Origin of the sequence: Microbacterium sp., from assembly GCF_040394595.1 — a bacterium.
Taxonomy (GTDB): Bacteria; Actinomycetota; Actinomycetes; order Actinomycetales; family Microbacteriaceae; genus Microbacterium.
Genome location: NZ_JBEBSA010000014.1, coordinates 59272 through 72114 on the forward strand (window position 1 = coordinate 59272; position 12843 = coordinate 72114).

At 71.2% G+C, this 12843-nt stretch carries 11 protein-coding genes; 8 read left to right on the top strand and 3 right to left on the bottom strand.

Annotated elements, in window-relative coordinates:
- Nucleotides 1-5 precede the first annotated feature (5 nt).
- The 3 genes from ABWO84_RS12700 to ABWO84_RS12710 all read left to right on the top strand — a co-directional run bounded on the left by ABWO84_RS12700 (nucleotide 6) and on the right by ABWO84_RS12710 (nucleotide 2441).
- Entirely contained in the window at nucleotides 6-485 is a 480-nt protein-coding gene (locus tag ABWO84_RS12700; RefSeq protein ID WP_353115080.1) for a HEAT repeat domain-containing protein, read from the top strand.
- 241 nt (nucleotides 486-726) lie between these two features.
- On the top strand, nucleotides 727-1308 hold the full coding sequence (locus ABWO84_RS12705; RefSeq protein WP_353115082.1) for a hypothetical protein: 582 nt from the start codon (nucleotides 727-729) through the stop codon (nucleotides 1306-1308).
- A 47-nt stretch (nucleotides 1309-1355) separates the two neighbouring features.
- A complete protein-coding gene (locus ABWO84_RS12710) occupies nucleotides 1356-2441 on the top strand; it encodes a VanZ family protein (RefSeq protein ID WP_353115084.1) in 1086 nt (361 codons plus the stop codon).
- Here ABWO84_RS12710 and ABWO84_RS12715 read toward each other — a convergent pair.
- Nucleotides 2411-3319 carry a siderophore-interacting protein gene (locus ABWO84_RS12715; RefSeq protein ID WP_353115086.1) on the bottom strand — a complete coding sequence of 303 codons (909 nt, stop codon included), beginning with the start codon at nucleotides 3317-3319 and terminating at the stop codon, nucleotides 2411-2413. The genes ABWO84_RS12710 and ABWO84_RS12715 overlap by 31 nt on opposite strands.
- 29 nt (nucleotides 3320-3348) lie before the next feature.
- On the opposite strand from ABWO84_RS12715, the gene ABWO84_RS12720 reads away from it, so the two are divergent.
- The 4 genes from ABWO84_RS12720 (at nucleotide 3349) to ABWO84_RS12735 (ending at nucleotide 8226) form a co-directional block, all read left to right on the top strand.
- Nucleotides 3349-4221, top strand: a complete 873-nt coding sequence (locus ABWO84_RS12720) for an ABC transporter ATP-binding protein (RefSeq protein ID WP_353115088.1) — start codon at nucleotides 3349-3351, stop codon at nucleotides 4219-4221.
- Nucleotides 4222-4272: 51 nt separating this feature from the next.
- On the top strand, nucleotides 4273-5301 hold the full coding sequence (locus tag ABWO84_RS12725; RefSeq protein WP_353115090.1) for an ABC transporter substrate-binding protein: 1029 nt from the start codon (nucleotides 4273-4275) through the stop codon (nucleotides 5299-5301).
- The gene (locus tag ABWO84_RS12730) at nucleotides 5301-7349 is read left to right on the top strand and encodes an iron ABC transporter permease (protein WP_353115092.1); all 2049 of its coding nucleotides are present in this window, start codon (nucleotides 5301-5303) and stop codon (nucleotides 7347-7349) included. The genes ABWO84_RS12725 and ABWO84_RS12730 overlap by 1 nt, the downstream gene beginning before the upstream one ends.
- Before the next feature lie 208 nt (nucleotides 7350-7557).
- On the top strand, nucleotides 7558-8226 hold the full coding sequence (locus ABWO84_RS12735; protein WP_353115094.1) for a GTP pyrophosphokinase: 669 nt from the start codon (nucleotides 7558-7560) through the stop codon (nucleotides 8224-8226).
- A gap of 41 nt (nucleotides 8227-8267) precedes the next feature.
- Here ABWO84_RS12735 and ABWO84_RS12740 read toward each other — a convergent pair whose 3' ends face one another.
- Nucleotides 8268-10118, bottom strand: a complete 1851-nt coding sequence (locus ABWO84_RS12740) for a glycoside hydrolase family 2 protein (RefSeq protein WP_353115096.1) — start codon at nucleotides 10116-10118, stop codon at nucleotides 8268-8270.
- Nucleotides 10119-10195: 77 nt separating this feature from the next.
- Nucleotides 10196-11230: a LacI family DNA-binding transcriptional regulator gene (locus ABWO84_RS12745; protein ID WP_353115098.1), complete on the bottom strand. Its 1035-nt coding sequence runs from the start codon at nucleotides 11228-11230 to the stop codon at nucleotides 10196-10198.
- A 165-nt stretch (nucleotides 11231-11395) separates the two neighbouring features.
- Here ABWO84_RS12745 and ABWO84_RS12750 point away from each other — a divergent pair, with 165 nt between their 5' ends.
- On the top strand, nucleotides 11396-12712 hold the full coding sequence (locus ABWO84_RS12750) for an ABC transporter substrate-binding protein (RefSeq protein WP_353115099.1): 1317 nt from the start codon (nucleotides 11396-11398) through the stop codon (nucleotides 12710-12712).
- Nucleotides 12713-12843 lie beyond the last annotated feature (131 nt).

Consider the following 12843-nt stretch of genomic DNA (forward strand, 5'->3'; position numbering starts at 1 on the left):
GTGCGGTGCCGATCTTGCTCGCCTGGCTCGACTTGGTGTCGGATCCGAGGGTGGAGGCGGAGATCGTGCGGGCACTGTCCGTTCCGTGGGCGCGACCGACGGCAACGGCGCCGATGATCGAAGCGTTCCGGCGGGTGCCCGCCTCGGTCGACCCAACCGGTTTGGGGCTGCGCTGGACGGTCGGCAATGCGCTGGAGGTCTTAGCTGATGATGCGTTTTTCGATGAGCTCGTCGATCTGGTTCAGGATCGGAGTTTTGGCAGGGCGCGTGAGATGGTCGTGTTGGGTCTGGGCAGGTCCAAACGTCGGGAGGCGGTGGATGTCTTGCTGGGTTTGGTGGACGATCCCGACGTGGATGGGCATGCCATCAAGGCGTTGAGCAAGCTGAAGGCGCCCGCGGCGAGGGCGGCATTTGAGGAGAAGCTTGACGCTGACCGCGCATGGGTGCGCTCCGCGGCGCGCCAGGGTCTGGCGCGGCTGGGATGAAGGTACGCCCGCCCGCGCAGTTTCGATCGGGCACGTTGCTCGGCATCTTCCCAGCGAGTCCCACCCCTTCCGGGACCCCTCGACCTGCTTGAATTCTTGTGCGGGTTCGTCTGGGGAGAGGGCCGCTCGCGAGGGTGATCGGTAGGGAGTCGGTCGCCGGACTCGCGACGCGGAACGGGCTGCGCGGAAGGGGATGACGGGAGTGCGCCGCGACGGCGCCGGAGTGAGACGAGGGGGAGACATGGCGATTCCTGCGGATGCGGCCATGGAGGCAGAGGGCGGGGCGGGCCGAGGTCCGGAGCGGCCGGGCTCGAACGGCGCGAGGACGGCCCTGACGATCGTGCTCGCGGTGGTGCTCGCCGTCGGCGCCTGGTTCGGCGTGCAGTGGCTGCTGCGCACCGTCGACGGCGCTCCGACCGCCGACCACGGCTACGTCTACGAGACCGACGGCTACTCGGTGCAGTTCCCCGATCAACCCACGATCGACAAGCAGCGCGTGCCGGGGACCACGACGAAGACCGACCTGGTCTCGTGGGAGAACCGCCGGAAGTCCTACATCGCCACATACCTGCCCAGCCGCGGTCCCGGCGCGACGATCGAGTCGGTGACCCGCTCCGCCCTCGCCGGAGGGAACGGGAAGGCCGTGCATTCGAAGCCCTACGAGGTCACGGGCGGATTCGGCAGGCTCACGACGATCGACGACCACGGCAAGAAGCTCTGGCTGCTGGTCGCCTTCCCCGCGAAGGCGGACGGATGCGTGCTCCTGACCTACTCCGGACCCGAGCTCGACAGAGCGTTCTTCTCCTCGCTGAAGCTGAGGTGACGGACGCCGGGCCGAGGCCGGCGGCCTGCGGAAAGTAGACTCGTGCCGTGGGGGATCAGCAGGTACTGAACGGCGTCATCGCGGTCATGATCGGCCTGGCCCTCGGGGTGGTGCTGTTCGTCCCCTTCGTCGCCATCAGCTACCGGCGGCGCGGGCGGCTCACGATCTGGCGGCTGCTGCTCTGGCTCTCGGCGCTCATCTACTTCTGGGCGATCTGGACCTACACGCTCCTGCCGCTCCCCGATCCCGACGCGATCCGCTGCGTCGGCGCGATCCTCGATCCCATGTCCGTGGTCCGCGATGTGCAGACCGGACTCCGCGCCGGCGGCAACCCGCTCGGACGGCCGGAGATCCTGCAGCTCGTCTTCAACGTGCTGCTGTTCGCACCCCTCGGATTCTTCGTGCGCGTGCTCGGCGGACGCGGCTTCCTCGTCGCCCTCGCGGTGGGGCTGGGCCTCTCGCTCTTCATCGAGACCACGCAGCTCACCGGGGTCTGGGGTCTCTACCCCTGCGCCTACCGCTTCTTCGACGTGGGCGACCTGATGACCAACACCACCGGCACGGTGCTCGGCTCGCTCGCCGGGCTCGTCGTCCCCCGCCGGTTCCGCGGACTCGAGGTGAGCGCCGACGCCCGGCTGCCGCGTCCCGTCACTCGAGGCCGCCGCGCGCTCGCGATGCTGTGCGACGGCCTCGGCTACTCGTTCCTCGCCGCGGCGATCGGCGTCGCGGTGCAGCTGTGGTTCGGCTACGTGGTGCACGACGAGCGCAACTTCGCCGACGGCACCCTCGCCGGCGACATCGGAACGGCGGCGGCGATCACCGTGTGGCTGATCGTCATCCTCGCCACCGGGCGCTCGATCGGCGACCTGGCCGTGCAGCTGCGCTACGACGGCAGCAGGATGCCGGCCTTCCTCGCGCGCCTGCTGCGCTGGCTCGGCGGCGTCGCCGGCATCGGCGCCATCGGCCTCATCCCGGGCGGACTCGGGATCTCCGGCGCCCTGAGCCTTCTCGCCTGCGTGATGTTCCTCTTCACGAGGAGGGGACGCGGGCTGCCCGGCCTGCTCTCCGGCCAGCAGCTCCGGGATGCCCGGGAGGGCGCGGATCAGGACTCGGCGCGCCCTGCCCGCCAGTAACCCATGAACGCGATCGAGGTGCGGTCGAGGCCGAGGTCACGCACCAGATGACGGCGCAGGGCCGTGATCGTGCCGGCCTCTCCGGCCAGCCAGGCGTACTCCGTGCCGGACGCGTCCTCGGGCACCTCCCAGAGGATGTCCTCGTCGGATGCCTGTGCCTCGCCGGGATCCTCGCCCGCCGCTGCGGAGCCGGCCGCGTCCCGCCGCTCGCCCCAGCCGTGCACGGCCGCCGTCAGCAGCTCCCCGTGCGCCGAGCCGTCGCGGGCGAGCCACGTCACCCGCACGCCGTCCGGGGCGGGCAGCGGCAGCACGTCGGCACTCGTCGGCACCTCCAGGAACACCTCGCCGGAGACGTGCACGGGCAGTGACTCGACGATCGAGCAGATCGCCGGCATCGCGGTCTCGTCGCCGGCGATCAGCAGCGAGGTCGCGTCGCCCGGCTTCCATTCGAGTCCGCCGGGCGCCTCCTCCGCGCGCGAGTCGGGCCCGACGATCGCCAGTTCATCGCCCTGCCGCGCCGCCGTCGCCCACGCCGAGGCGGGGCCCTCGGTGCCGTGCAGCACGAAGTCCACGTCGATCTCCGACGCCTCGGGGCGCACAGCCCGCACGGTGTAGGTGCGGAGCGGATTCCGCTGCTCGTCGGGGAGCTCGCGCCAGCGGCGGTACCAGTCGTACATGCCTTGGGCCTCGTCGAACTGGCCGAAGTCGGTGTAGGAGCCGTCCTCGAACGGGATGATCAGCTTGATGCGCTGGTCGAGGCAGTCCGTGCCGAAGAAGTGCAGGTCGTCACCCGTGAAGGTGATGCGCGTGAAGCTCGGGGAGAGGGGAGTGATGCGCTCGACGGTCGTGCGGAATGTCCGATAGGGGGGATGGCTCACCGTTCCAGTATAGGTTAGGCTTCCCTAACGTGAAGCCCCCGAAGGTCGCCTCCCCCGCTCCCGGCCCCCTCTCCGACGAGCTGCACGGCGAGGATCTCGTGCTCAGCTATGGCCGTACCCCCGTCGTGCACGGTGTCTCGCTGCATCTCCGTCCGGGACGCGTCACCGCGCTCATCGGCCCCAACGGCAGTGGCAAGTCCACCGCCCTCCGCGCGCTCGCACGGCTGCACGGGATCGACGCCGGCGCGGTCGGCATCGGTCCGGAGGGGAACGCGCGGGACGCCGCCTCCCTCACCGCCCGCGAGTTCGCCCGCACCGTCGCGATGCTCTCGCAGTCGCGACCGCACCCCTCCGGCCTCGAGGTGCACGACGTCGTCGCCTACGGGCGGCACCCGCATCGCAGCCGTTTCGCCGGCCTCACCGACGCCGACCGCGACGCCATCGGCCGTGCCCTGGAGATCACCGGGCTCGCCGACATGGCGCGCCGCGCCGTCGACGAGCTCTCCGGCGGCGAGCTGCAGCGCGTGTGGCTGGCCACCGCACTGGCGCAGAGCACCGGCATCCTGCTGCTCGACGAGCCCACCAACCACCTCGACCTGCGCTATCAGATCGAGACCCTCGACCTCGTGCGGGACCTCGCCGATCGCGGCACCGCGCTCGGCGTGGTGCTGCACGACCTCGATCACGCCGCCTCCGTCGCCGATCACGTCGTGCTGCTGCACCGCGGACGCGTGCACGCCGCGGGCGAGCCGGTCGACGTGCTCACCGGCGAGAACCTCTCGCACGTCTACGGACTGCGGATCGACACGGTGCTCGACGCCGACACCGGACGCGTGCGCGTCATCCCCCGCGGGCGCCACCACGCGCGCCGCACGCCGCACGCCACCCCGATCCCCGCCTGATCCGCCATCCCCCTGTCCCGCCCGACCCGAACCGACCCGCCGGAGACCCCCATGCGCAAGCCTCTCGCCGCCCTCGCCGCTCTCGGCGTCCTCGCCCTGGCCCTCACGGCCTGCGGCACCACGCAGACGGCCGAGCCGACCTCGTCCGACACCCCCGTGGCATCGAGCGCCGGCTGCAAGGCCGACACGACCAAGACGGCCACCGGCCCGGTGACCCTGAAAGACGCCTTCGGCGGGGAGGTGAAGCTCGACAAGCCGGCCTCCCGGATCGCCGTGCTCGAATGGCAGCAGGTGGAGGACGCCCTGACGCTCTGCGTGACGCCCGTCGCCGTCGCGGATGCCGAGGGGTATCGCACCTGGGACACGGCGGAGAAGCTCCCCGAGGGCGTCGCCGACGTCGGCACCCGGCAGGAGCCTAACCTCGACGCCCTGTTCGCCACCAAGCCCGACCTGGTGATCGTCGAGGCCAACACCAAGGACGACGCGATCATCGGGCAGCTGAAGAAGTACGGCGTACCGGTGCTCGCCACGGTCGGCGCGGATGCGAAGGACCCGGTGAAGCAGATGTTCGCCACCTTCGACCTCATCGCCCAGGCGACCGGCCGGGGCGAGCGCGCCGAGGTCGTGACCGCCGAGTTCGACAAGCACCTCGCCGACGCGAAGTCCGCGGTGGCCGGAGCCTCGCCGACCACCAAGGAGTACGTGTTCTTCGACGGCTGGGTGGACGGCGGCAACGTGTCGCTGCGCCCGTTCGGCACCGGATCGCTGATCGGCAACCTCGGGGAGCAGCTCGGCCTGGTGAACGCCTGGAAGGGCGAGACCGACCCCGCCTACGGTCTCGGCAAGACCGACATCGAGGGCATGACCACGATCGGCGACGCGAGCCTCTTCTACACGGGCACCGCCGATCCGGCATCCGAGAGCTTCGTCGACGCCGCGGCGAAGAACCCCGCCTGGGCCTCGATCCCCGCGGTCAAGGAGGGGCGCCTGCACGCGTTCCCCGCCGGCATCTGGACGTTCGGCGGACCGCGCTCGGCGGAGCAGATCATCGACGCGTACGTCGCCGCGATCACGAAGTGATGCCCGTCGCCGAGCGCACCCGACCCGTGGCCGAGCCTTCCGGCAGGGAGCGCCCCGCCCGGAGGCTCGGCGCGGCAGGCATCCTCCTCGCCCTCGTCGTGCTGCTGGCCGGGGCGTCTCTCTGGCACCTGACCCAGGGGACGTCCGGTGCGGTGCTCCCCGCGTCGGACGTGCTCTTCGGATCCCGCATCCCGCGGCTCGCCGCCGGAGTCGCCGTGGGGTTCGCGCTGGGCGTGGCGGGCCTGATCATGCAGTCCCTGTCGCGCAACGCGCTCGCCTCGCCCGACACACTGGGCGTGACCGGAGGGTCGTACCTCGCCGTCACCGCGGTCGCCGCCTTCGGAGTCTCGCTGCCGTTCTGGGCGTCGGGTCTCGTCGCATTCCTCGGCGGGCTGCTCGCCGCGGTGATCGTGCTCGGCCTCGCCGGCGGCGCCGGGACCTCGACCACGCGGCTGGTGCTCGCCGGTTCGGCCCTCGCGCTCGCGTTCCAGGCGGCGACCGCGGCGCTGCTCCTGCTGTTCGAGGAGCAGACCAAGGGCCTGCTCGCCTGGGGCAGCGGAAGCCTCTCGCAGCTCGGACTCGAGACCTTCCTGCGAGCGGCCCCCGTCGTGCTGGTCGCCACGGGGCTCGCGCTCGTGCTCGCGCGGCGCTTCGACGTGCTGTCCCTCGGCGATGACACGGCGTCGTCGCTGGGGGTCCCGATCCGGTCGACCCGCGCCTCGGGCATCCTCATCGCCGTCGTGCTCACCGCCACGGCGGTCACCCTCGCCGGGCCCATCGGGTTCATCGGGCTCTGTGCACCGGTGCTCGCCCGGCTGCTGTCGCGGATGGCCCCCGCGCTCGGACGGCACGTGCTGCTGCTGCCCGCCTCGGGACTGATCGGCGCCGTCGTGGTGATCCTCGCCGACGCCGTGCTGCGGCTGATCATCGGCGCCGAGGGCGCGATCGCCGTGCCGACGGGCGTGGCCACCACCGTGCTCGGCGCCGCCGTGCTCATCGTGATGGCCCGTCGGCTGCGCGACTCCGGACCGACCAGGCGCCCGCCGACCATCCGGTTCCGGGTGCGCGGTGCGCGGCGATACCGGCTCATCCTCGGCATCGGCCTTGCCCTCCTGTGCGCCGTGATCGTGGGCGGGCTTCTGATGGGGAGCACCCGGCTGCTCACCGGCGACGTGCTGCTCTGGATGCAGGGGCAGGCGCCCCCGCAGATCGGCTTCGCCCTCGACGAGAGGGCTCCGCGCGTGATCGCCGCCGTGCTCGCCGGGGCGGCACTCGCCACCGCGGGCGCCATCACCCAGGCGGTCAGCCGCAACCCGCTCGCCGACCCCGGGCTCCTCGGCATCACCGGTGGGGCCGGCCTCGGGGCGGTGCTCGTGGTCACCAGCGCGGCGGCCTCGACGTTCGGGATGCTCGCCGCGGCGGTGGCGGGCGCGCTGCTGGCGTTCGCGCTCGTGTACCTCCTCGCCTGGCGGGGCGGACTCGGCGCAGACCGCTTCATCCTCATCGGCATCGGCGTCTCGTATGCGGCGACCTCGCTGACGACGTTCGTGCTGCTGCGGGCCAACCCCTGGGACACCCCGCGGATCTACACCTGGCTCTCGGGCACCACCTACGGGCGCGTGTGGGAACAGGTGGTGCCGCTGGCACTCGTGCTGCTGATCGCGCTGCCCTTCGTGCTGTCACGGCGCCGGGAGCTCGACGTGGTCGCCCTCGACGAGGACACTCCGCGCCTCGTCGGCGTGCGGCTCGAGCCGGTGCGCCTCGGGCTGCTGCTCTGCGCAGCCGTGCTCGCGGCGCTCAGCGTGATCGCCGTCGGCGTGATCGGCTTCGTCGGACTGGTCGCCCCGCACGCCGCCAGGGCGCTCGTCGGCGCACGGCATGCCCGGGTCGTCCCGGTGGCCGCGGTGCTCGGCGCCGTGCTCGTCGGCGTGGCGGATGCGGTGGGGCGCACCGTGCTCGCCCCCGCGCAGTTGCCCGCCGGGCTGCTGGTCGCCCTGCTCGGTGCCCCGTACTTCGTGTGGCTGCTCTGGCGCTCCCGCGACGCCTGAGCCCCGTCTCCTCGCCCCGCCCCCGCCCCTCGTCGGGTGCCCTTCGTCGGGTGCCTTTCGTTGGGTGGTCAGTTTCGGCAACTTTTCGCCCCGAAACCTGCCGAAACTGACCACCCAACGAAGAAAAGGGAGGGGGCAGGGCGGGGAGGCCGCGGGGCGGGCGGAAACGCCCAGCCGATTCCGAACGCCGGGGCGTAACGTCGGGGACATGAGCACGGTACCGGTCGACGACGTCGCGATCGCAGAGGCCAGACAGCTGCGCGACGAGTTCCAGCGGTTCCTCCGCGAATACGAGTTCGGGATGCGGGAGGTCGAGACGAAGATCTCGATCCTGCGCGACGAGTTCACCCACAATCACGCCTACAACCCGATCGAGCACGTGAAGAGCCGGCTGAAGTCCCCGGACAGCATCGTCGAGAAGGTCGCGCGCAAGGGGATCGAGCCCGACTTCGAGACCATCCGCGCGGAGATCACCGACATCGCGGGCGTGCGGGTCACCTGCAGCTTCGTGAGCGACGTGTACCGGCTGTTCGAGCTGTTCACGAAGCAGGACGACGTGACCGTGCGGGTCGTGAAGGACTACATCGCGGAGCCGAAGTCCAACGGCTACCGCAGCCTGCACGTGATCGCCGAGATCCCCGTGTTCCTCTCCACCGGTCCGATCCCGGTGCCCGTCGAGGTGCAGTTCCGCACGATCGCGATGGACTTCTGGGCGAGCCTCGAGCACAAGATCCACTACAAGTTCGACGGACGCGTGCCCACCCATCTCGTGCAGAGCCTGACCGACGCCGCGGAGGCGGCGGGCGAGCTCGACCTGCGCATGGAACGGCTGCACCGCGAAGCCCACGCCGTGAACCACCGGGTCATCGAGACCTGAGGCCCGGCATCCCTACCGTCCGGACCCAACCGACCCGGACCTTACGCGTGGAAGACGGGTGCGGCGGCGGGCAGGGTCTCGCCGCCGGCGATCATCCGCCGCAGCCGGTCCAGGGGGATCTTGGGCACGCGGTTCTCGTCGACCAGCCCGTTGGTCTCCTGTCCCGTGTCCGTCAGCTGCGTGTAGCACCAGCCGGCCAGCGGAGGACAGTCCCCGATCGCGGCGAACAGCGTGGCGAGGTGCGCCTCCAGGGCGTCCTCCGAGCCGACCATCCGGTACCCCCAGGAGCCGTCGGCGGCGTGGTCGACGCTCACGCCGCCGAACTCGCTGAGCAGCACGGGGCGCGCCGCGGTGTCGGTCTGCTCCTCCGCGGAGCCGACGAGCATGCGCCGCCCGTTCGGGGAGATCCCGTCGAGCGCCTCGCGCAGCGCCGCGGGCGTGCCATAGCGCGCTCGCAGCACGGCCGCATCGTTCTCGTAGTCGTGCACCGTGAACAGGTCGGAGCGGGTGTGCTCCCATCCGTCGTTCGAGACCACGAGGCGGGTGTCGTCGAGGGCCTTCGTCAGGTGGTAGAGCGTGCGGGCCAGCTCGCGTTCGCGCGGCGCCTTGGCGATCCGGTCGACGCCCCAGCTCTCGTTGAGGGGCACCCAGACGACGATGCTGGGATGCGAGGCGTCGCGGCGCACCACCGCGGTCCACTCCCGCACCAGACGCTCGACCGAGGCCCCGGAGAACTCGTAGGCGCTGGGCATCTCGGCCCAGACCAGCAGCCCGAGGCGATCGGCCCAGTAGAGGAACCGCGGATCCTCGATCTTCTGGTGCACGCGCACCGAGGTGAAGCCGAGGTCCTTGATGAGCTGCGCCTCGGCGCGCAGCGCGTCGGCGTCGGGGGCGGCGAGATGCGACTGCGGCCAGTACCCCTGTGAGAGCACCGCACGCACCGCGGTCGGCCGGTCGTTGACGAGCACGCTCCCGCCGCCGGTCCCCACCGAGCGGATGCCGAGATAGGAGCCGATCCGGTCGGGCTCGCCGTGCGGAGGCAGCAGCTCGACGACCGCGTCGAGCAGCAGCGGATGCTCCGGGCTCCACAGCCACGCGTCCCGTGCCTGCCCGTTGCGCAGCACGGGGAGGGAGAGCGTGAGCGACGCGCGGGGCTCGTCGATCTCCGACACCTGTGCGGCGACGGTCTCGTCACCGCGGGCGATCCGCACCGAGATCCGCGTGCCGGGAGCCGGGTGGCCGTCGAGCTCCACGTCGAGCCGCACCGCGGCGGCGTCCGGATCGGTGCGCCAGGCGAGGGCGCGCACGTGGCGCACCGGCACCGACTCCAGCCACACGGGCTGCCAGATGCCGCTGGTGCGGTCGTACCAGACGACGTGGCGGTGCTCCTCCCAGTCCTGCTTGCCGCGCGGCTGCGCGAGATCGAGGGGGTCGTCCTCCGCGCGCACCACGAGGTCGAAGCCCTGGGCGGCGCCCTCGGGCACGACCACGGTGAAGGGGGTGTGACCGCCCTCATGGGCGCCGACGCGCTCGCCGTCGATCCACACCTCGGCCCGGTAGTCGACCGCGCCGAAGTGCAGCAGCAGCGTGCGGCCCGCGCCGTGCCCGGCCTCGGCCACCTCCGCCGCCGCGACGGTGCGGCGGTACCAGAGCACCCGGTGGTACCGGGTGTCCCCGATGCCGGAGGCGGAGGACTCGGGCGGGAACGGCACGATGATCTCACCCGCGATCGCGGTGGGGTCCTTCGCCCAGCCCTCCGTCACGCCGCGGTCCTCGGGGTCGAAGGAGAACCGCCAAGGGCCGGACAGATCGGCCCACGAGGCGCGGAGGAGCTGCGGGCGGGGATACCGGCCGTCCTGACGACCGGCCGACGCGAGGCTTTCCTGAGGCATGGCAGGAAGCATACCCAAAACTTGCAGCGCTAGAAAGATGCAATCGGGAACGCTGTCGTGCCGGCGGCACCCGGCGCTCAGGGCGCGGGCGGCGCGACCGTGCCCCGATCGGCGATCGCGTGCGGGGCGATGAGGTGTCGTCCGATGCCGTCGTAGCCGTTCATGCGGTCCTCGAGCAGATCGAGGGCCGAGGCGGCGATCGCCCTCTTGTCGGGCGACACCGACGAGAGGGCGGGCGTGGCGTAGCGGGCCAGCGACGTGTCGTCCCAGCCGAGCACCGAGACGTCCTCGGGCACGCGCAGCCCCGCGGCGCTCAGCGCGCGCATCGCGGCGAGGCCGAACAGGTCGTCGCGGCAGAGCACCGCCTCGGGGCGCAGGCCCTGGGCGAGCGCGGCGCCGAGGGCGCGCACGCCGTCCTCGATCTCGAACCCGTCGCTCTCGATCACCAGCGCGGGGTCCAGCGGGATGCCCGCGCCGATCAGCGCCTCCTGATAGCCCAGCAGCCGCAGGTGGGTCGACTCCGCGATCTCGGTGCGCACCGAGGCGAGGAAGGCGATCCGCCGTCGCCCCGAGGCGAGCAGCAGCTCGGTGGCCTCGCGCGCCGCCTGCACGTTGTCGATCATCACGTGGTCGGCGGTCAGCGGTCGGGCGGCCTCGCCGAGCAGCACGAGGGGGGTGTCCGGGCGCAGCCGCGCGATCTCGAGGGTGTCGATCCGCGCGGGGTGGAAGACCACCCCGTCGACCAGTCCCTCCTCGCGGTCGCGGATCACCGCGCGCTCCGCCTCGACGTCGTTGAGGGTCTGCTCCACGATGATGCGGTAACCGCGCCGGCCCGCCTCCTCACCGATGCAGCGGGCGATCTCGGCGAAATAGGGCTGGTCCATCTCGGGGATCGCGAGGGCCAGCATCCCCGTGCGGCCCGTCGCGAGCCGCCGCGCGGTGAGGTTCGGGCGGTAGCCGAGCTCGTCGATCGCCGCCTGCACGCGCTCCCGCATCCGATCGGACACGTGCTCGTAGTCGTGGACGACGTTCGAGACGGTCTTCATCGAGACGCCGGCGAGGGTCGCCACGTCCTGCAATCGCACCCGTCCGCCGGACCTGCCTGTCGCCATGACGCCATCATAGATCCGATCGCCACGAAGATCCGTTGACTTTTACAGCGCTATACATTAGCGTCCCAAGCACTGAGCAGTTCCCTGCCGGTCCCCGTCGACCGGATACCCGCAACGCCGCGGCCATCGGAGGTCGGCGGCCCGTCACACACTCTGGAGAGGCAGATGAGAACACGCACCGCAGCAGTCGCTCTGGTCGCGGCCACCGCCCTGGTTCTGGCCGGATGCTCCGGCGGGGGCTCGGGAGGGCAGTCCGGCGACCACAAGATCACCTTCATGGGATGGGGGTCGCCGCAGGAGGTCGCCGTCTTCAAGGACCTCATCAAGCAGTACGAGAAGAAGTATCCGGGGGTGAAGGTCGACTACATCAGCGTGCCCGCGGCCGACTTCCCCACCAAGCTGCAGACGATGATCGCGAGCAAGAAGGTTCCCGACGTCTTCTACCTCACGCCCGAGAACGTGATGCCCTACGCGAAGAGCGGCATCATCGCCGACCTCAGCGACTACGTCTCGAACAACGAGATCTTCGACGAGAAGAACGTCTGGCCGAACGCGATCAACATGTACCGCTACGACGGGACCACCCCCGGCAAGGGGTCGATCTACGGTCTGCCGAAGGACATCGGCCCGTTCGCGCTCGCCTACAACAAGGACCTGTTCGCCCAGGCGGGCGTCACCCCGCCGGCCGCCGGCACCCCGTGGACGTGGGACGAGTTCGTCGCCGCCGCGAAGAAGCTCACCTCGGGGTCGGGTAACGACAAGGTCTACGGCTCTGCGCCCTATTCCCTGGAGTCGGCCGTCTGGTCGAACGGCGCGGACTGGCTCAACGCCGACCACACGAAGGTCACGGTCACCGATCCGAAGTTCGTCGAGGCCCTGCAGTGGGTCGCCGACCTCGGCCTCAAAGAGGGCGTCGTGCCGTCGAGCGAGGAGGAGAGCTCCCTGGGCAGCTTCCAGCGGTTCCTCGACGGCAAGATCGGCATGATGGGCATCGGCCCGTGGAGCCAGGGCCAGTTCTGGGACGAGGCCAAGTTCGACTGGGACATCATGCCGTGGCCGGTCAGCCCGACCACGCACACGCAGGCCACCTGGTACGGCGGCATCGGCTTCGCGGTCGGCAAGAACAGCAAGAACCTCAAGGACGCCGAGAACCTGGCCGCCTTCCTCGCGTTCAACAAGGACGCGCAGAAGACGAACATGGAGAAGGGCCAGGCGATCCCGAACCTCATCGACATGGCCAAGGGCGACTACCTGAAGATGGACAAGGCGCCGGCCAACAAGGAGGAGTTCCTCCGGATCGTCGAGGACTACGGCCGCCGGGCCACGCAGACGTACACGTACAACAGCGAGTGGTTCACGCTGTTCAACACCGACGTCGCCAGCGTGATGCTCGGCGAGAAGTCGGCGGCGGACTACGTCAAGCAGGTGCAGCCGGAGATGCAGGAACTGCTCGACAAGGGCATCGCCGAGCAGGGCAAGTGATGAGCGAGGGGTGGGGGGGGGGGGGGGGGGGGGGGGCGCCGCCCCCCCCCCGCCGCCGGGCGGGGCGGGGGGGCGGGGCGCGCGAGCGCGGGCGCGCGGGGCGCGGGGGGGGGGGGGGGGGGGGCGGGCGG